The sequence below is a fragment of the Streptomyces sp. NPDC060002 genome (assembly GCF_042737245.1).
Taxonomy (GTDB): Bacteria; Actinomycetota; Actinomycetes; order Streptomycetales; family Streptomycetaceae; genus Streptomyces.
The window spans coordinates 61,510-79,383 of sequence record NZ_JBHWUW010000018.1 but is presented as its reverse complement, the minus strand read 5'-3'; the positions used below and the strand labels follow the sequence as shown (position 1 = coordinate 79,383).

Here is a 17,874-nt window from a genome sequence, read left to right as displayed (position 1 = left end):
GGGCCCTGCGGAGCTTCGGGTCCTGCGGGACTTCGGTTGGGTGAAGAGCGACGGCCGCGACGATGAAGTCAAGGGAGTCAAGCCATGGACATGACCCTAGAGGTGATCCTGCTGCCGGTGTCCGACGTGGACCGGGCCAAGGAGTTCTACCGCGACAAGGTCGGCTTCCACGTAGACCTCGACGGCGAGGTCATGGAGGGCGTACGGATCGTCCAGCTCACCCCACCCGGCTCCGGCTGCTCGATCGCCCTGGTCGACGGCCTCCAGGTCCCGACGGGAACCCCGCAGCCGGGCACGTACCACGGCATGCAACTCTGCGTGACGGACGCGAAGGCCGCGCACGAGGAACTGACGGCCCGCGGCCTGGACGTCACGGAACCCCAGCAGTTCGCCCCGCAGGACGGAGCGACCTTCATGTACTTCAAGGATCCCGACGGCAACGGCTGGGCGATCCAGGAGTACCGCCGCCGGGAGACGGAACCGCTCCACCAGGTCCTGGCGAAACTGAAGGCCCGGTAGGGCTCCGGCAAGGGCGCGGGCGATGCCGGCCGATCCACGAACGATCCGCTGGCAGGGTGGGTCTCGCCGTATGGATCGACCTGGCCCATCGCGACGGCAGAAGGATGAAGGCGCGCGACACGTCCGTCGCGAACGACCTGCCGTCGATCCGGACCTTCACCGAAGCGCACGGCGCCCACCAGGCCCTCCGAACCCGCTGAGGCCCCGGTGGGGGTGCGGGTGGGTCGGCGGCCCGAATCCCCGCCGACGAGCCTCTTCTGCGCGGAGACGCGCGTGGGGCCGACGGTTCACGACCGTCGGCCCCACGTGCGTGTCGTCCATCGGGAAACCCGCCGTGGCCTGCCCCTACAGCACCGGCAGGTTCTTCCGCAGCTCGAAGGCCGTGACCTCGCTGCGGTACTCCTCCCACTCCGCCTTCTTGTTGCGGAGGAAGAAGTCGAAGACGTGTTCGCCGAGGGTCTCGGCGACGAGGTCGCTACGCTCCATCAGGCCCAGGGCCTCGCCGAGGTTCTGCGGGAGGGGCTCGATCCCCATCGCGCGGCGTTCGGCGTCGGACAGCGCCCAGACGTCGTCCTCGGCGCCCGGCGGAAGCTCGTAGCCCTCCTCGACGCCCTTGAGGCCGGCGGCGAGGAGCATGGCGTACGCCAGGTACGGGTTGGTACCGGAGTCGAGGGAGCGGACCTCGATGCGTGCGGAGCCCGTCTTGCCGGGCTTGTACATCGGCACGCGGACCAGCGCGGAACGGTTGTTGTGGCCCCAGCAGATGTACGACGGCGCCTCGCCGCCCGCGCCGGCCGTGCGCTCGGAGCCGCCCCAGATGCGCTTGTAGGAGTTGACCCACTGGTTGGTGACGGCGGCGATCTCGGCGGCGTGCTTCAGCAGACCGGCGATGAAGGACCGGCCGACCTTGGAGAGCTGGTACTCCGCGCCCGACTCGTAGAACGCGTTGCGGTCGCCCTCGAAGAGGGAGAGGTGCGTGTGCATCCCGCTGCCGGGGTGCTCGGAGAACGGCTTCGGCATGAAGGTCGCCTGGACCCCCTGCTCCAGCGCGACCTGCTTCATGACCAGGCGGAACGTCATGATGTTGTCGGCCGTGGAGAGCGCGTCGGCGTAGCGCAGGTCGATCTCCTGCTGGCCGGGGGCGCCCTCGTGGTGGGAGAACTCGACCGAGATGCCCATCGACTCGAGCATGGTGATCGCCTGGCGGCGGAAGTCCATGCCGACGTTCTGCGGGGTGTGGTCGAAGTAGCCGGAGTTGTCGGCCGGGGTCGGGCGGGAGCCGTCGGTCGGCTTGTTCTTCAGCAGGAAGAACTCGATCTCGGGGTGGGTGTAGAAGGTGAAGCCCAGGTCGGAGGCGCGCGCCAGGGCGCGCTTCAGCACGTACCTCGGGTCGGCGAAGGACGGGGAGCCGTCCGGCATGAGGATGTCGCAGAACATGCGGGCGGTACCGGGGGCCTCCGCCCGCCAGGGCAGGACCTGGAAGGTTGACGGATCCGGCTTGGCGATCATGTCGGACTCGTAGACCCGGGCGAAGCCCTCGATCGCGGAGCCGTCGAAGCCGATGCCCTCATCGAAGGCCTGTTCGAGCTCGGCCGGGGCCACGGCGACGGACTTGAGGAAGCCCAGCACGTCCGTGAACCACAGCCGTACGAACCGGATGTCGCGCTCCTCCAACGTCCGGAGCACGAACTCCTGCTGCTTGTCCATCTTGCGCTTCCCCATCCTTGCTGGTCAGGCCGCCTGTTTCCCGTCCCACGGAGAGGCGGTCGGGCACCCGAGCATCACACCACAACACCATTTCGTGCGCGTTGCCGACCATGATCGCTTCGGCGACCCGGGCCTGAACGCCTCACGTCCGGCAGATGTGCTGCCTTCCGGCAGGTGTACTGCTCTGCTGCCCATCTTGCCTGCTCGCACCGACATCCGTAATGCCCCACCCCCTCCGTCCCCCCTCACCCATTTAATTTGCATCTCAGATGCAAGTTTAACTAGCGTGCCGGACAGCAGAACACCGAGTGAGCTTTGAGGAGCCCCGATGCTGTCCGAACAGTCCGCTGCCACCGTCCGCGCCACCCTCCCCGCCGTGGGCGCGGCCATCGGTGAGATCACCGAGCGCTTCTACGCCGGCCTCTTCGCGACGCATCCGGACCTCCTCCGCGACCTGTTCAACCGCGGCAACCAGGCGGCGGGCACCCAGCGCCAGGCTCTGGCCGGGTCCATAGCCGCCTTCGCCACGCGTCTCGTCGGGCACGCGCCGGATCGCCCTCAGGGCGACGCCGGGAGCCGTCCGCAGGACCGCCCCGACGCGATGCTCACCCGTATCGCCCACAAGCACGCCTCGCTCGGCATCGCGCCCGAGCAGTACGAGGTCGTCCACGAGCACCTCTTCGCCGCCATCGCCGACGTCCTGGGCGAGGCGGTCACCCCCGAGGTCGCCGCGGCCTGGGACGAGGTCTACTGGCTGATGGCGAACGCGCTGATCGCGATCGAGCGCCGCCTGTACGAGGAGAGCGGGGGCGACGCGTGGCGCGCCTGGGAGGTCGTGGAACGCGTCCGGGAGACCGAGGACGTCGTCACCTTCGGCCTGCGCCCGGTCGACGGCGCGCCGGTCAGGGACTTCCGCGCGGGCCAGTACGTGTCCGTCCGCGCCCAACTGCCCGACGGCGCCCGCCAGATACGGCAGTACAGCCTGTCCGGCGCACCGGGGGCCGAGGTCCGCCGGATCAGCGTCAAGCGGGTGTCCGGCGGGGCGACGACACCGGAGGGCGAGGTCTCGAACCACCTCCACGCGCGCGTGCGGGCGGGCAGCGTGCTGGAGCTCTCCGAGCCGTACGGCGACCTCGTCCTCGACGACGCCGCGGGAACCCCTCTGCTCCTCGCCTCGGCCGGCATCGGCGTCACCCCGATCGTGGCGATGCTCGCCCACCTCGCCGCCACCGGCCACGACGCGCCGGTCACGGTCGTCCACGCCGACCGCTCCCCCGCGGACCACGCCCTGCGGACGGACCACGAGGCGTACGCGGCGAAGCTGCCGGACGCCACCGTGCACCTCTGGTACGAGCGGGAGGCCCCGGCACCCGCCCGGACGGGCCTGGCCGACCTCGCGGACGTACCCGTGGCGCCGGGCACGCGCGCGTACCTGTGCGGTCCGCTGCCGTTCATGCGGGCCGTGCGGGCGCAGCTGATCGAGAAGGGGGTCGCCCCGGCGGACGTGCACTACGAGGTGTTCGGCCCGGACCTGTGGCTGGCCCGGGCCTGAGCCGCGTGACCGGTGCCCTGCCCTACGCCCGCCCTCGTCCACCGCCCCCGCCGCGGCCCGGCTGCTCCCGGACCGCGGCGAGCCCGGGATCGCGTCGAGCGGGGAACGGCCGGGGCGTGGCGCGGGCGGCCCGGCTCAGTACGGCCGCGGGATCTCGTGCTCGTCCAACGCGGCGCCGTAGCGCTCCAGCATGGCATCGAGGCCGGCCAGGAGAAGCCCTGCGGTGTCGCGGGCGTCGCCCAGGTCACCGCGGTCGCACGCCTCGACCAGCTCGGCCATGTCGGTGCGGAGGATGTGCAGGGAGTCGCCCTGCACCAGAACCCCGGGGAAGCGTCGGCCGGGCAGGCGGACTACGGCGTTGTTGCCGCCGGCGGTGAAGAGCTCTGCTTCGATGCGTTCCATCGGGCCATCCAATCCGGCCCGACGATGCGGCTACAACCGCATTGCCAGGGGGAAAGCGTGAAGGACGGGGCGGGCGAGGCCCGGAAACCGTGGCTGACGTGGGGTGGAGTCACGGATCCTCACCCACCCAAGCGGCGCCGACCCGCGCGGACCCGACCCAAGCGGACCCGACCTGTGCGGTGCGGCCCGCGCGGACCCGACCCAAGCGGACCCGACCTGTGCGGTGCGGCCCGCGCGGACCCGACCCAAGCGGACCCGACCTGTGCGGTGCGGCCCATGCGCCGCCGACCCGCGCGACGCCGGTGGAATCAGGCGAACCTCGAGATCCCCAGCAGCAGCGGCCCCGTGGGTTCCGCCACGATGTCCGCGACCGTGATCGGGTCCAGGGACGCGAAGAACGCCTCCTGGGCCTGACGCAGGGCGCCGCGCAGCCGACAGGCCGAGGCCAGGGGGCAGGGGGTGGCGCCGCCCTCGCAGTCGACTACGTCGCCGTCCCCCTCGAAGGCGCGGACCACCGTACCGACGGACGCCGCGCGGCCCCGGTCGGTGAGGGTCAGGCCGCCGCCCCTGCCGCGACGGGCCTCCAGCAGGCCCATGTGCTGGAGCTCGGCCACGACCTTGGCCGCGTGGGTGTAGGGCACCTCCATGGCGGCCGCCACGTCACGGGTCGTGGGGGTGGCCTCCGGGGTGTCGCCCGCCACCGCGAGTCGCATGAGGACGCGCAGTGCCAGGTCGGTGGATCGCAACAGCCGCATGGGAGGAAGCGTAGATAATGCGCATCTCCGGTTCAAATTATCCGCCCACCCACCCCAGCCCGCTCACCCCGGCCGGCTCAACCCAACCCGCTCAACCCGGCCCACGCACCCCGGCCCGCTCAACCCGGCCCACGCACCCCGGCCCGCTCAACCCGGCCCACGCACCCCGGCCCACGCACCCCACCCCCTTGGCCGTGACTGTCGCCCATCTCTTGGCTGTGACCTGTCTACGGCTTTCCCCGTCGCCCCCCTTACGATCAGCGGACTCGAACACCCCGACCGTCCCGCCCCTTTTCCCGAAGGACAGGCCTCATGGGTTCCGCCAACAAGACCGGCAACGGCAACGCGGCGCGCAAGGCGCGCATAGAGGAGATGCGGCGGGCCGAGCAGGGCCGGGAGCGGCGTAACCGGTTTCTCGTGATCGGCGGCAGTGTCGTCGCCGTGGTCGCGCTGGTCGCCGGTGGCGTGTTCGTCGTGAAGTCGCAGTCCGGCGACGACAAGGGCACCGCAGCCGACGGCAAGGCGGCCTCGGGTCACTTCGTCACGGGTGCGGACGGGGTCAAGACGTGGAAGGGCACGCTCGGGCGTACCCACGTCACCAAGACCGTGAAGTACCCGACCGAGCCCCCCGTCGGCGGGGACCACAACCAGGTCTGGATGAACTGCAACGGTGACGTCTACACCAGGACCCTCGACAACATGAACGCCGTGCACTCGCTCGAGCACGGCGCGGTCTGGGTGACGTACAACAGCAAGGCGAGCAAGGCCGACGTCGACGCCCTCGCCGCCAAGGTCAAGAAGACGCCCTACACGCTCATGAGCCCGGACGACGCCCAGGCCGACCCCATCATGCTCACCGCGTGGGGGCACCAGCGCACGGTGACGGGCGCGAGCGACGCGAACCTGGGCAAGTTCTTCGAGAAGTTCGTGCAGGGCGATCAGACGCCCGAGCCGGGCGCCGCGTGCACGGGTGGTCTGCCGCAGTGAGGTACGCGGGAGTGGCGGTCGCCGTGGCCGGAGTACTCGTCGCCGCCGGGGCCGTCACCTACTCCGTCGCCGAGGACGGCGCGACGGACACCGCGCCGCCCGCCGCCGACTCCGCCGACGCCGGGTTCGCCCGGGACATGGCGGTGCACCACCAGCAGGCCGTCGAGATGTCGTACATCGTGCGGGACCGGACGGCCGACGAGGACGTCCGGCGGCTCGCCTACGACATCGCGCAGACGCAGGCCAACCAGCGCGGCATGCTGCTCGGGTGGCTGGATCTCTGGGGCCTGCCGAAGGTGTCGTCCGACGGGCCCATGACCTGGATGGGCATGGGCGGGACGACCGACGGCGAGGACGGTGCGCTCATGCCCGGCATGGCCACCGACACCGAGCTGACGAAGCTCGGCACGCTCGACGGCAGGCAGGCCGAGGTCCTCTACCTCCAGCTCATGACCGACCACCACAAGGGCGGCATCCACATGGCCGAGGCGTGTGTCGCCAAGTGCACGGTCAAGGTGGAGAAGCGGCTCGCGCAGGGCATGGTCGAGGCGCAGCAGTCGGAGATCGACCTGATGACCGACATGCTGAAAGCCCGCGGGGCGAAGCCGTAGCCGACGTCCCCCGGCCCAATCCATAGGGTTTTCCCTCGATTTCACGGACGTTTCCGTCAAATCAGCCCAGCAAGCGGTCACTTGGGCGCTTCTTGGTTTTCGCATTCCCCTGGCATGAAGCGTTCGTCGCAAGAGTGGCCCGCACGTCGAGTGATCTACTCGCGTCGAACCACATACAGGGGGTCCTATGAGATCCAACCGCGCCGCGCTGCGCGCCGGAGCGAGCATGGCAGCGACACTGCCCATGATCGCCGGCGCGCTGGCGCTCGGCATACCCGCCGCGCACGCCGTGGACAGCCCGACCCGTGACACGCTGGCCGGGACCAGGCCCGCGTGGGCCACGGCCAAGGCGGACAAGGGCTCGACCTCGGACAGCGCCAAGGTCTCCGCCCGCGTCTACCTCGCGGGGCGGGACGCCACCGGCCTCGCCGCGTACGCGAAGTCCGTGTCCGACCCCGCCTCGCCCGCCTACGGCGAGTACCTCTCCGCCCAGCAGGCCCAGTCCCGATTCGGCGCGACCGAGGCCCAGGTGGCCGCGGTCAGGTCGTGGCTGACGGCGGCCGGTCTGAAGGTCACCGGCACGACGCAGCACTACGTGTCCGTCAGCGGTGACGTGGCCGCCGTCGAGCAGGCGTTCGGCACCCAGCTGCACAACTACACCAAGGGCAGCAGCACTTACCGCGCGCCCTCGAAGTCGGCCTCGGCTCCCGCGAGCCTGGACGGCGCCGTCCTGACCGTCACCGGCCTGGACAACGCACCGCACAAGGCCGCGTCCAAGGACCAGCTCCCGCCGCCGGACGCGGTGTTCAAGAACTCCGGGCCGTTCTCCTCGTACTACGGCTCCGACACCGCGAGCACCCTCCCCTCGGCGTACGGCAAGAAGATCCCGTACGCCGTGCAGGGGTACACCGGCAAGCAGCTGCGGGCCGCGTACGGCGCGGGCGGCTACACCGGCAAGGGGGTGCGCATCGCCATCACCGACGCGTACGCCTCGCCGACGATCGCCTATGACGCGGCCACCTACGCGAAGGCGCACGGCGACGCGCGCTGGAAGACCGGGCAGCTGACCCAGGTCCTGCCGGCGGACTACACACGGACCGAGGAGTGCGGGGCGGCCGGCTGGTACGGCGAGGAGACCCTCGACATCGAGGCCGTGCACGCGGTCGCACCGGCCGCGAACGTCACGTACGTGGGCGCCGCGTCCTGTTACGACGACGATCTGCTCGACTCGCTCAGCAAGGTCGTCGACAACCACCTGGCCGACATCGTCTCCAACTCGTGGGGCGACATCGAGGCCAACCAGACGCCGGACCTCGCGGCCGCCTACGACCAGGTCTTCCAGTTCGGCGCGGTCGAGGGAATCGGTTTCTACTTCTCCTCCGGCGACAACGGCGACGAGGTCGCCAACACCGGCACGAAGCAGGTCGACACCCCGGCCAACTCCGCGTGGGTGACGGCGGTCGGCGGTACCTCGCTGGCGGTCGGCAAGAACGACAAGTACCAGTGGGAGACCGGCTGGGGCACCGACAAGGCCTCGCTGTCGGCCGACGGCAGGAGCTGGACGGACTTCCCGGGCGCGTACACCTCGGGTGCGGGCGGCGGCACGAGCAGGACCGTCGCCGAGCCGTACTACCAGAAGGCCGTCGTGCCGAAGACGCTCGCCACGGCGAACAGCGCCGCCGGCAACCGCGTCGTCCCGGACATCTCGGCGATCGCCGACCCGAACACCGGCTTCAAGGTCGGCCAGACCCAGACCTTCCCGGACGGGACCGAGCAGTACAGCGAGTACCGCATCGGCGGCACCTCGCTGGCCGCGCCGGTCATCGCGGCCGTGCAGGCCCTGGGCCAGGAGGCGCGCGGCGGCAAGGCGATCGGCTTCGCCAACCCGTCGATCTACTCCAAGTACGGCTCGCGGGTCTACCACGACGTCACGGACAACCCGACCGGGTCGGGGCTCGCGGTCGCGCGCGTCGACTTCGCCAACGGCTACGACGCGACGGACGGGCTGCTGACCTCCGTCCGCAGCCTCGGCAAGGACAGCTCGCTGTCGGCCGTGAAGGGCTATGACGACGTCACCGGTGTGGGTACGCCCGCAAACGGTTACGTGGAGTCGTACCGCCGGCGCTGAGCAGGTCGTCCGCGTGCGGTGCGCATGACGCGGACCATGCGGACGATGGGGGGGCGTGGGGTATCCGACACCCCGCGCCCCCCATCGCGTCGCATTGACGATTACACTGATGCGCGTGCCTCAACTTCGTCTCGCTCTGAACCAGATCGACTCGCGCGTCGGCGACCTCGTCGGCAACACCGAAACGATCCTCCGCTGGACCCGGCACTCCGCCGAGCAGGGAGCGCATCTCGTGGCGTTCCCGGAGATGGCGCTGACCGGGTATCCCGTCGAGGACCTCGCCCTGCGCTCCTCCTTCGTCGAGGCCTCCCGCACGGCCCTGCGCGAGCTCGCCGTCCGCCTCGCCGACGAGGGCTTCGGCGAACTGCCGGTCGTCGTCGGCTTCCTCGACCGGTCCGAGGGCGGCCGGCCCAAGTTCGGCCGCCCGGCCGGCTCGCCGCGCAACGCGGCGGCGGTGCTGCACGGCGGCGAGGTGATCCTCTCCTTCGCCAAGCACCATCTGCCCAACTACGGCGTCTTCGACGAGTTCCGCTACTTCGTGCCGGGCGACACCATGCCGGTGCTGCGGGTGCGTGGCGTCGACGTGGCCCTCGCGATCTGCGAGGACCTCTGGCAGGACGGCGGCCGGGTCCCCGCGGCGCGCTCCGCCGAGGCCGGTCTGCTGCTCTCCATCAACGCCTCCCCCTACGAGCGCGACAAGGACGACACCCGGCTGGAGCTGGTCCGCAAGCGGGCCCAGGAGGCCGGCTGCACCACCGCGTACCTCGCGATGATCGGCGGGCAGGACGAGCTGGTCTTCGACGGCGACTCGATCGTCGTCGACCGTGACGGCGAGGTCGTGGCGCGGGCGCCGCAGTTCTCCGAAGGGTGCGTGGTCCTGGACCTCGACCTGCCCGCGGCCTCGGCCGACGCGCCCACGGGCATCGTGGACGACGGTCTGCGCATCGACCGCGTCGTGGTGTCGCAGGACCCCGTTCCGGCGTACGAGCCCGAGCTGAGCGGCGGGTACGCGGAGCGGCTGGACGACGCCGAGGAGATCTACTCGGCGCTGGTCGTGGGCCTGCGCGCGTACGTCGCGAAGAACGGCTTCCGTTCGGTGCTCATCGGCCTGTCGGGCGGCATCGACTCGGCCCTCGTCGCGGCGATCGCGTGCGACGCGCTGGGCGCGCAGAACGTGTACGGCGTGTCGATGCCGTCGAAGTACTCCTCCGAGCACTCGAAGGGCGACGCGGCGGAGCTGGCGCGCCGGACGGGCCTGAACTTCCGCACGGTCCCGATCGAGCCGATGTTCGACGCGTACATGGGCTCGCTCGGCCTGACCGGTCTGGCGGAGGAGAACCTCCAGTCGCGTCTGCGCGGAACCCTGCTGATGGCCGTCTCCAACCAGGAGGGCCACATCGTCCTCGCCCCCGGCAACAAGTCGGAGCTGGCGGTCGGCTACTCGACGCTGTACGGCGACTCGGTCGGCGCGTACGGCCCCATCAAGGACGTCTACAAGACGTGGATCTTCCGGCTCGCGCAGTGGCGCAACCGCGCCGCGGCGGAGCGGGGCCAGACCCAACCGATCCCCGAGAACTCGATCACCAAGCCGCCGAGCGCCGAGCTGCGCCCCGGCCAGGTCGACACCGACTCGCTCCCGGACTACCCCGTCCTGGACGCGATCCTCGAGCTGTACGTCGACCGGGATCAGGGCGCGGACGCGATCGTCGCGGCGGGCTACGACCGTGAGCTGGTCGTCAAGACCCTCCGCATGGTGGACACCGCCGAGTACAAGCGGCGCCAGTACCCGCCGGGCACGAAGATCTCGGCGAAGGGCTTCGGCAAGGACCGCCGCCTGCCCATCACGAACGGCTGGCGCGAGTCGGTGTGACGGCCGCCCCCGCGGCTCCGAAACAGGTTGCGGCGAAGACACGCGGTGCCTCTACGGTGGCGCGGTGACCACTCAAGTGATCGTGCTGAACGGCGGCTCCAGCTCGGGCAAGTCCGGGATCGTCCGGTGTCTCCAGGCGGTCCTGCCGGATCCCTGGCTCGCCGTCGGGGTGGACTCGCTGGTCGAGGCCATGCCCGCGTCCATGCGGGCCTCGGACGCGGGGATCGAGTTCACCGCGGACGGCGGCGTGAACGTAGGTCCCGAGTTCCGGACGCTCCAGACGGCGTGGCAGGAGGGGGTCGCCGCGACGGTCCGCGCGGGCGCCCGGGTCGTCATCGACGACGTCTTCCTCGGCGGAGCCGCGTCCCAGCAGGAGTGGCGGAAGGCCCTCGCCGGGCTGGACGTGCTCTGGGTGGGCGTCAGATGCGAGAGCGCGGTCGCCGCGGGCCGCGAGCTCGCCCGCGGGGACCGGGCCCCGGGCATGGCCGCGTCCCAGGCGGACCTGGTCCACCAGGGCGTGCTCTACGACCTCGAGGTGGACACCACCCACACCGAGTCCCTGGACTGCGCGCGGGCCGTCGCCGCCCGGACCGACTGACCTGCGGCGCTGAAGCCGGCCGCGGACAGCGACCTGTCCCGGCCGGCGCGGCGCACCTCCTGATCCGCCCGCGGGGGCGTCAGCGCAGGGCGGCCTCGCCCGCGCGCACGGCACGCAGGGCGCGTTCGGCCGTCTCCTGGTTCTCGCCGACCGGAGCCACGTAGTCGAGGACGGCGTGCGCGGCGTCCTCGCCGAGCGTCCGGGTGATCACCCAGGTGGCGAGGTACTGCGACGCCAGACAGCCGCCCGCCGTGGCGATGTTCCCCTCGGCGTGGAACGGCGCGTCCAGCACGGTGACGCCGCAGGCTTCGACGAAGGGCCGGCTCGTCCTGTCCGTGCAGACCGGCATGTCACCCAGCAGCCCGAGCCGGGCGAGCACCAGCGCCCCGGAGCACTGCGCGCCGATCAGCTGTCGCGAAGGGTCGAGCGGCAGCCTGGAGGCGATCCGGTCGTCGGCGACCACGTCCCGGGTCCTCACCCCGCTGCCGATCAGCACGACGTCGGCTTCGGCCACGAACTCCATGGGGCGCTGCCCGGTCACCTCGACGCCGTTCATCGACGTGACCACCGGCGCCGGCGTCGTGACGAAGGCCTCCAGGCCGTCCCCACGGCACCGGTTGATCAGTGCGGAGGCGATGAAGCTGTCGAGCTCGTTGAACCCGTCGAAGGTGACCACGGCTACCTGCATCGCAACTCCTCCACGCCCGGCAACGGACCGCCAGTCTTCCCCGATGCGCCACCACCGGTCGAGAGCCAACCAACGTCCGGTGGCCCGGCTGCCGACGAGGTCAGTGACGTACCCCCGCCTCCGCCGTCCGCGGCACATGCGTCGCGACGACGCGTTCGCGGCCGGGGGTCTGCGGGGTGCGGCGGGCGTCGACCACGGCGGCGATGCCCGCCACAACCAGGCCCAGGGCCGCCAGGACCGCTCCCGCCAGCGCGGGTGAGGTCGCGCCGAAGCCGGCTGCGAGGGCGAGGCCGCCGAGCCAGGCGCCGCCGGCGTTGGCCATGTTGAACGCGGCCTGGTTGGCGGAGGAGGCCAGGGACGGGCCCGCGGCCGCCTTCTCCATCACCATCAGGTTGAGCGGCGAACCCGTCACGAACGCCGCCACGCCGAGCAGGACCACGGCCAGCGCGCCGCCCCACGCCGTCGTCATCAGCAGCGGGAACAGGGCCAGGACGACCACCAGGGACGTCAGGCCGGCGAACAGGGTCGGGCGCATCGCGTGGTCGGCGAGGCGGCCGCCCAGCAGGTTGCCGATCGTCGCGCCGACGCCGAACAGCGCGAGCAGCAGCGTCACGCTGGAGTCGGCGTAGCCGGCGGAGTCCGTGAGCATCGGGGTGATGTAGCTGTAGGCGGAGAACAGGGCGCCGAAGCCGGCCACCGTCGTGCCGAGGGCCAGCCACACCGGCAGCGAGCGCAGGGCCGCCAGCTCGCGGCGCAGCCCGACGGCGGGCGCGTGGGTGTGGTCGCGCGGGATCAGCAGGGCCAGGGAGGCGATCGCCGCCAGGCCGATCACGCCGACGCCGAGGAAGGTCGCGCGCCAGCCGAGGTGCTGGCCCATGAGGGTGGCGACGGGGACGCCCGCGACGTTGGCGACGGTGAGGCCGAGGAACATCAGCGACACCGAGCGGGCCTTGCGCTCCGGGGCGACCATGTTGGTGGCGACCACCGCGCCGACGCCGAAGAACGCGCCGTGCGGGAGACCGCTGAGGAAGCGGGCGGCCAGCAGGGAGTCGTAGCCGGGGGCGAAGGCCGACAGGGCGTTGCCCACGACGAACAGCCCCATCAGGGAGATCAGGACGGTACGGCGGGACATCCTCGCCGTCGCCGCGGCCAGCAGCGGCGCGCCGATGACGACGCCGAGCGCGTACGCCGAGACGAGGTGTCCGGCCGTCGGGATCGAGACATGCAGGTCGTCCGCGACGTCGGGCAGCAGGCCCATCATCACGAACTCCGTGGTGCCGATTCCGAAGGCACCCACGGCCAGGGCTAGCAGGGCCAGGGGCATGGAGAAGTTGCCTTTCAGGGAGAGTGGGTTCCGTTCATCATACGTTTCGTATGTTCAAGTACGGAACAAAGTCTCCCCGGCCCGCTATTCCAGCGGGCGTCCCCCTGATTAAGGTGTGGTGACCTTCACACGCGCCGCCACCGGCAGATGGTCGCTGCTCGTCTGCGGCAGCGTCCAGGAGGTGACCGGCTCCACGCCCTTCACCATGATCTGGTCGATCCGCGCCATCGGGAACGACGCGGGCCAGCTGAAGCCGAAGCCGCTGCCCGCCGCGCCCTGCGTGGAGCGCATCTGGGAGGTCACGGCGTTGAGCGAGCGGTCGTTCATGGTGCCGTTGAGGTCGCCGAGCAGAACCACCCGGGTCAGCTTCTCGTCGGCGATCGCCTCGCCCAGCGCGTCCGCGCTCTTGTCGCGCTGCCGGGCGGTGAACCCGGCCTGGAGCTTCACCCGCACCGACGGGAGGTGGGCGACGTAGACCGCGACCTGCCCCTCCGGCGTCGCGACCGTCGCCCGCATCGCGCGCGTCCAGCCCAGCTTGATGTCGACGGGCTTCACCCCGCTCAGCGGGTACCTGCTCCACAGGCCGACCGTGCCCTGCACCGAGTGGTACTTGTACGTCGCCGCCAGCGCCTTCTCGTACACCGGCACCGCCGAGGTGGTCAGCTCCTCCAGGGCCAGCACATCGGCCTCGGACGCGGCCACGTCACGGGCGGTGCCGGCCGGATCCGGGTTGTCGGCGTTGACGTTGTGGGTGGCGACGGTGAGGTCGCCGCCGCTGCCGGTCCGGTCGACGAGGAGTCCGCCGAAGAGGTTCAGCCAGACCACGGCCGGGAGGACGACGGCGATCAGCGCGGTCGCGGACTTGCGCACCAGCGCCAGCACCAGCAGCACCGGCACGAACAGGCCGATCCAGGGCAGGAACGTCTCCGTGAGACTGCCGAGGTTGCCGTAGCGGTTGGGGATGCGCGAGTGCAGCCCCATCACCAGGGCGAACACCAGCGCGAACCCGGTGAGGACCAGACCCCGCCGCCAGATGCGCGGATCACCGCGCCAGCCCGCGCCGATCCGGCCGAGCAGAGTGCCGATCAGGCGCCGGAGCCGGACTCCCCGGGGCTCGGGACCCGAGCCTCCGTTGCCGTCCGTCTCCGTCATGTACGCCTGCTGCGCCATACCGTCGCCTCACTGCCTGCCTTGCACACCGTCCGTTCCCCCGGGTACGACCCTAGGGGATGATCGGCTTTGTTCTCGCCGTCCCGTGACGGCCGTACGGGCACGAGGACGACCGGGGCGGTCCCATGGGTTCCGGTCCTGGCGCGCAGGACCCGGTCTGTGACGAAACGCGCACATTCGGGTTACCCGGTCGGGGAACTGACGGGGCGTAGCCCTTCGAGCAGCGTGTCGACGATGCGTGCGGGGAGTTCCTCGGGGAGGTCGGCGTCAGGGCGCATGATCGCGCGGACGAGCATGGGACCGGTGAAGATGTCGTTCACCAGTTCCACATCCAGGTCGGCGCGCAGTTCGCCGTTCTCCTGACCCCGGCGCAGGACCTCGACGGCCATCCTGCGCCGGGGTTCTATCGCCGTGTTGTGGTACGCCGCCCAGATCTTCGGGCTGCTCTTCATCTGCGCGTGGACGTTGTGCAGGATCGCCGAGGAACGGTTGGCGAGGCCGCGCAGCCGCAGCGCCTCGAGGAGCACGATCAGGTCGTCGCGCATGGACGTGCCGGGGAGTTCGGGATCCTGCGGTTCGGCGGCGCGCAACACGTCGACGAAGAGCTCCTCCTTGCCGCTCCACCGGCGGTAGATGGCGGCCTTGCCGACGCCGGCGGTGCGGGCGATGCGTTCGATGGAGATCTCGGCGAGCGAGACGCCGTCCTCCAGCAGCTTCATCGTGCCCTCGATGATGGCCCGTTCCACGGCCTCGCTCCGGGGCCGCCCCCGCACGGGCTGCTCCCCGCTCACGCCGGTGTCCCCGACGGTGGTCCCCCTGTCGGCGAGGCTCACGTGTTCGATCCTTTCGTCACAGTGCGGGAATTGTCGCCCGAGGGGCGGATGGGGCGGCGATTCCCGGCCGCCCCGGCCACCACCCCTACGGCTTCGTCCGCACCAACTCCCCTTCCTCCGCCGCGTCCTTGGGCGTGGACTTCGGCCTGCCCGGCAGGAACACGGCCACCACGACCGCGCCCACGGCCGCGACCCCGGCCCCGCACAGGGCGGTGACGTGCATCGCGTGCAGGAAGGCGTCGTTGGCGGGGGTGACCAGCACCCTGCCCTGGTCGCCGAGTTTCGCGGCGACCCCGAGAGTCGCCTCGATGGACTCGCCCGCCGTGTCGCGCAGAGCCGCCGGCAGCGTGCCGAGGTGGTTCTCGATGCCGTTGCGGTACGACGCCGACAGCACCGAGCCGAGTACGGCGATGCCGAGCGCGCCGCCGAGCTGGCGGAAGGTGTTGCTGAGCGCGGAGGCGGAACCGGCCTTCTCACGGGGCAGGGCCTGCATGATGACCACGCTGGTGGGGGTCATGACGTGGGCCATTCCGGTGCCCATGCAGAAGAAGACGATCTCCAGGAGCCAGATCGGGGTGTCGGCGTCCAGCGTGGCGAAGGCGGCCAGGGTCGCCGCGAGGACGACCATCGCCGCGGTGGTCGTGGCCCGCACCCCGAAGCGGTCGACGACCAGCCGGGCGCGCGGCGCGAAGACCAGCTGGGCGGCGGCCAGCGGCAGCAGGAGCAGACCGGACTGCAGCGGGGAGTAGCCGCGCACGCTCTGGGTGTAGAAGACCGAGAAGAAGGTGACGCCCATCAGCGCGAAGAAGACCAGCGTGATGACGGCCATCGCGGCCGAGAACACCTTGTTCTTGAAGTAGTCCATGTCGACGGACGGATGGTCGCTGCGCTTCTCGAACACCACGAACGCGACGAGGACGAGCAGACCGGCCCCTATGGTCGCCAGCACGGCCGGGTCCGTGAAGTCGGCCAGCTCGCCGCCCTTGATGATGCCGTAGACGAGCAGCACCAGGCCGACGACCGACAGGACGACGCCGACGAGGTCGACGCGGCCGGGGTTCGGGTCGCGGGACTCGGGAACCAGCCACAGCATCAGCCCGAACGCGAGCAGCACGATCGGCACGTTGATCAGGAAGACCGAGCCCCACCAGAAGTGGTCGAGGAGGAGACCGCCGGTGATGGGGCCGATGGCGATGGCGAGCCCGACACCGCCCGCCCAGATGCCGATCGCCTTGGGCTGCTCCTCGCGCTCGAAGACGTTCATCAGGACGGCGAGGGTCGCGGGCATCACGAAGGCGGCCCCGACGGCCATCAGCGCGCGGAAGGCGATGAGCTGGGCGGGCGAGCCGGACTCCGCGGCGAGCGCGGAGCCGATGCCGAAGACGGCGAGTCCGCCGAGCAGGACCTTCTTGCGGCCGAGCCGGTCACCGAGGAGACCGGCGGTGAACAGCAGTCCCGCGAAGACGAGCGTGTAGGAGTTGATCGCCCACTCCAGCTCGCTCTGGGTGGCTCCGAGGCCGGTCGGGGCGGGTGTCGAGATCGTCTTGATCGCGACGTTCAGGATCGAGTTGTCGAGCACCACGATCAGCAGGCTCAGCATCAGGACACCGAGGATCGCCCAACGACGCCGGTGCACCGCTTCCGGTATCCGCGGAGCGGTGGGGACGGCAGGAGTAGTCATGGCATCGAGCGTAGGGCACTTCCGATACGAGACCGTCTCGTATCGATTCCTCTTACCGTTTTTCTTACTGAGGCTTTACCCACAGGGGGCGCTCTGGCCCTCCCTGGCACGAGGTGCCACCATGGGTGGTGGTCCGGGGACGCCGTGAGGGCGCCTCGAGATGACGTAAGGAGCCGTTGCAATGACGCAGTTTTCGGCTGCCCACACCAATGCCCCCGACGGCAGCAAGGCGCTGTACGGAGGCAAGGGCACACGCCGTATCACCGTCCGCGACATCGCCCTCGCCAAGGAACGCGGCGAGAAGTGGCCCATGCTCACCGCCTACGACGCGATGACCGCCTCCGTCTTCGACGAGGCCGGAATCCCGGTGATGCTGGTGGGCGACTCGGCGGGCAACTGCCATCTGGGGTACGAGACGACGGTGCCCGTCACCCTCGACGAGATGACCATGCTGTCGGCGGCGGTCGTACGGGGCACCACCCGTGCGCTGATCGTCGGCGACCTGCCCTTCGGCTCCTACCAGGAGGGACCGGTGCAGGCGCTGCGCTCGGCGACCCGCCTGGTGAAGGAGGCCGGGGTCGGGGCCGTGAAGCTGGAGGGCGGCGAGCGCTCGCACCGCCAGATCGAGCTTCTCGTCGAGTCCGGCATCCCGGTCATGGCGCACATCGGCCTCACCCCGCAGTCCGTGAACTCGATGGGCTACCGCGTGCAGGGACGCGGCGAGGAGGCGGCCCAGCAGCTGCTGCGCGACGCGAAGGCCGTGCAGGACGCGGGCGCGTTCGCGGTGGTGCTGGAGCTGGTTCCGGCCGAGCTGGCCGCCGAGGTCACCCGGGTGCTGCACATCCCGACCGTCGGCATCGGCGCCGGGCCCGAGACGGACGCCCAGGTACTGGTGTGGACCGACATGCTCGGGCTGACCGGCGGGCGGGTACCGAAGTTCGTCAAGCAGTACGCGAACCTGCGCCAGGTCATGGGCGACGCGGCGAAGGCGTTCGCCGAGGACGTCGTCGGCGGAACGTTCCCGCTGGACGAGCACAGCGTCCACTGAG

General features: G+C 70.8%; 17 protein-coding genes. 9 read left to right on the top strand and 8 right to left on the bottom strand.

All coding sequences use genetic code 11. From position 1 onward, the window contains the following. Window positions 1–84: 84 nt before the first annotated feature. The gene (locus tag ACFWBD_RS18320; RefSeq protein ID WP_385667607.1) at window positions 85–519 is read left to right on the top strand and encodes a VOC family protein; all 435 of its coding nucleotides are present in this window, start codon (window positions 85–87) and stop codon (window positions 517–519) included. 56 nt (window positions 520–575) lie between these two features. After that, window positions 576–719 (top strand): hypothetical protein, encoded by a 144-nt coding sequence (locus ACFWBD_RS18315; protein WP_385667606.1) that lies wholly within the window; start codon window positions 576–578, stop codon window positions 717–719. A 145-nt stretch (window positions 720–864) separates the two neighbouring features. On the opposite strand, the gene ACFWBD_RS18310 is transcribed toward ACFWBD_RS18315, so the two are convergent. Next, a complete protein-coding gene (locus ACFWBD_RS18310; RefSeq protein WP_020126756.1) occupies window positions 865–2,226 on the bottom strand; it encodes a glutamine synthetase family protein in 1,362 nt (453 codons plus the stop codon). Window positions 2,227–2,554: 328 nt separating this feature from the next. Between ACFWBD_RS18310 and ACFWBD_RS18305 the strand changes: the two genes are divergently transcribed. Continuing rightward, on the top strand, window positions 2,555–3,778 hold the full coding sequence (locus ACFWBD_RS18305) for a globin domain-containing protein (protein ID WP_385667605.1): 1,224 nt from the start codon (window positions 2,555–2,557) through the stop codon (window positions 3,776–3,778). A 135-nt stretch (window positions 3,779–3,913) separates the two neighbouring features. On the opposite strand, the gene ACFWBD_RS18300 is transcribed toward ACFWBD_RS18305, so the two are convergent. Together ACFWBD_RS18300 and ACFWBD_RS18295 are read right to left on the bottom strand one after the other, a co-directional pair. After that, window positions 3,914–4,180: a DUF6959 family protein gene (locus ACFWBD_RS18300; RefSeq protein ID WP_385667604.1), complete on the bottom strand. Its 267-nt coding sequence runs from the start codon at window positions 4,178–4,180 to the stop codon at window positions 3,914–3,916. Between the two features lie 308 nt (window positions 4,181–4,488). Continuing rightward, window positions 4,489–4,935, bottom strand: a complete 447-nt coding sequence (locus ACFWBD_RS18295; protein WP_385667603.1) for an RrF2 family transcriptional regulator — start codon at window positions 4,933–4,935, stop codon at window positions 4,489–4,491. Between the two features lie 312 nt (window positions 4,936–5,247). Between ACFWBD_RS18295 and ACFWBD_RS18290 the strand changes: the two genes are divergently transcribed. The 5 genes from ACFWBD_RS18290 to cpt all read left to right on the top strand — a co-directional run bounded on the left by ACFWBD_RS18290 (window position 5,248) and on the right by cpt (window position 11,129). After that, window positions 5,248–5,922: a DUF3105 domain-containing protein gene (locus tag ACFWBD_RS18290; RefSeq protein ID WP_385667602.1), complete on the top strand. Its 675-nt coding sequence runs from the start codon at window positions 5,248–5,250 to the stop codon at window positions 5,920–5,922. 11 nt (window positions 5,923–5,933) lie between these two features. Next, window positions 5,934–6,533: a DUF305 domain-containing protein gene (locus ACFWBD_RS18285; RefSeq protein WP_385667601.1), complete on the top strand. Its 600-nt coding sequence runs from the start codon at window positions 5,934–5,936 to the stop codon at window positions 6,531–6,533. A gap of 187 nt (window positions 6,534–6,720) precedes the next feature. After that, window positions 6,721–8,661 carry a protease pro-enzyme activation domain-containing protein gene (locus tag ACFWBD_RS18280; protein ID WP_385667600.1) on the top strand — a complete coding sequence of 647 codons (1,941 nt, stop codon included), beginning with the start codon at window positions 6,721–6,723 and terminating at the stop codon, window positions 8,659–8,661. Window positions 8,662–8,776: 115 nt separating this feature from the next. Then, window positions 8,777–10,531 (top strand): NAD+ synthase, encoded by a 1,755-nt coding sequence (locus tag ACFWBD_RS18275; RefSeq protein WP_385667599.1) that lies wholly within the window; start codon window positions 8,777–8,779, stop codon window positions 10,529–10,531. Window positions 10,532–10,595: 64 nt separating this feature from the next. Further along, window positions 10,596–11,129: a chloramphenicol phosphotransferase CPT gene (gene cpt / locus ACFWBD_RS18270; RefSeq protein ID WP_385667598.1), complete on the top strand. Its 534-nt coding sequence runs from the start codon at window positions 10,596–10,598 to the stop codon at window positions 11,127–11,129. 79 nt (window positions 11,130–11,208) lie between these two features. Here cpt and ACFWBD_RS18265 read toward each other — a convergent pair whose 3' ends face one another. The 5 genes from ACFWBD_RS18265 to ACFWBD_RS18245 form a co-directional block, all read right to left on the bottom strand. Beyond that, window positions 11,209–11,817 carry a DJ-1/PfpI family protein gene (locus tag ACFWBD_RS18265; RefSeq protein ID WP_385667597.1) on the bottom strand — a complete coding sequence of 203 codons (609 nt, stop codon included), beginning with the start codon at window positions 11,815–11,817 and terminating at the stop codon, window positions 11,209–11,211. 100 nt (window positions 11,818–11,917) lie between these two features. Beyond that, window positions 11,918–13,141 (bottom strand): MFS transporter, encoded by a 1,224-nt coding sequence (locus ACFWBD_RS18260; protein ID WP_385667596.1) that lies wholly within the window; start codon window positions 13,139–13,141, stop codon window positions 11,918–11,920. A gap of 108 nt (window positions 13,142–13,249) precedes the next feature. Beyond that, window positions 13,250–14,311, bottom strand: coding sequence for an endonuclease/exonuclease/phosphatase family protein (locus ACFWBD_RS18255; RefSeq protein WP_385667595.1), 1,062 nt, complete (start codon window positions 14,309–14,311; stop codon window positions 13,250–13,252). Window positions 14,312–14,493: 182 nt separating this feature from the next. Continuing rightward, window positions 14,494–15,144 carry a TetR/AcrR family transcriptional regulator gene (locus ACFWBD_RS18250; RefSeq protein WP_385667594.1) on the bottom strand — a complete coding sequence of 217 codons (651 nt, stop codon included), beginning with the start codon at window positions 15,142–15,144 and terminating at the stop codon, window positions 14,494–14,496. Window positions 15,145–15,229: 85 nt separating this feature from the next. Continuing rightward, on the bottom strand, window positions 15,230–16,825 hold the full coding sequence (locus ACFWBD_RS18245) for an MFS transporter (protein ID WP_385667593.1): 1,596 nt from the start codon (window positions 16,823–16,825) through the stop codon (window positions 15,230–15,232). A gap of 181 nt (window positions 16,826–17,006) precedes the next feature. On the opposite strand from ACFWBD_RS18245, the gene panB reads away from it, so the two are divergent. Further along, window positions 17,007–17,873 carry a 3-methyl-2-oxobutanoate hydroxymethyltransferase gene (panB, locus tag ACFWBD_RS18240; RefSeq protein ID WP_385667592.1) on the top strand — a complete coding sequence of 289 codons (867 nt, stop codon included), beginning with the start codon at window positions 17,007–17,009 and terminating at the stop codon, window positions 17,871–17,873. Window position 17,874 lies beyond the last annotated feature (1 nt).

Bases quoted from the DNA above. Each gene is read 5' to 3' on its own strand.
- ACFWBD_RS18310 (WP_020126756.1), bottom strand. From the start codon at position 2,226: ATGGACAAGCAGCAGGAGTTCGTGCTCCGGACGTTGGAGGAGCGCGAC.
- ACFWBD_RS18260 (WP_385667596.1), bottom strand. From the start codon at position 13,141: ATGCCCCTGGCCCTGCTAGCCCTGGCCGTGGGTGCCTTCGGAATCGGC.
- ACFWBD_RS18300 (WP_385667604.1), bottom strand. From the start codon at position 4,180: ATGGAACGCATCGAAGCAGAGCTCTTCACCGCCGGCGGCAACAACGCC.
- ACFWBD_RS18305 (WP_385667605.1), top strand. From the start codon at position 2,555: ATGCTGTCCGAACAGTCCGCTGCCACCGTCCGCGCCACCCTCCCCGCC.
- ACFWBD_RS18280 (WP_385667600.1), top strand. From the start codon at position 6,721: ATGAGATCCAACCGCGCCGCGCTGCGCGCCGGAGCGAGCATGGCAGCG.
- ACFWBD_RS18255 (WP_385667595.1), bottom strand. From the start codon at position 14,311: ATGGCGCAGCAGGCGTACATGACGGAGACGGACGGCAACGGAGGCTCG.
- panB (WP_385667592.1), top strand. From the start codon at position 17,007: ATGACGCAGTTTTCGGCTGCCCACACCAATGCCCCCGACGGCAGCAAG.
- ACFWBD_RS18295 (WP_385667603.1), bottom strand. From the start codon at position 4,935: ATGCGGCTGTTGCGATCCACCGACCTGGCACTGCGCGTCCTCATGCGA.
- ACFWBD_RS18290 (WP_385667602.1), top strand. From the start codon at position 5,248: ATGGGTTCCGCCAACAAGACCGGCAACGGCAACGCGGCGCGCAAGGCG.
- ACFWBD_RS18320 (WP_385667607.1), top strand. From the start codon at position 85: ATGGACATGACCCTAGAGGTGATCCTGCTGCCGGTGTCCGACGTGGAC.
- ACFWBD_RS18265 (WP_385667597.1), bottom strand. From the start codon at position 11,817: ATGCAGGTAGCCGTGGTCACCTTCGACGGGTTCAACGAGCTCGACAGC.
- ACFWBD_RS18245 (WP_385667593.1), bottom strand. From the start codon at position 16,825: ATGACTACTCCTGCCGTCCCCACCGCTCCGCGGATACCGGAAGCGGTG.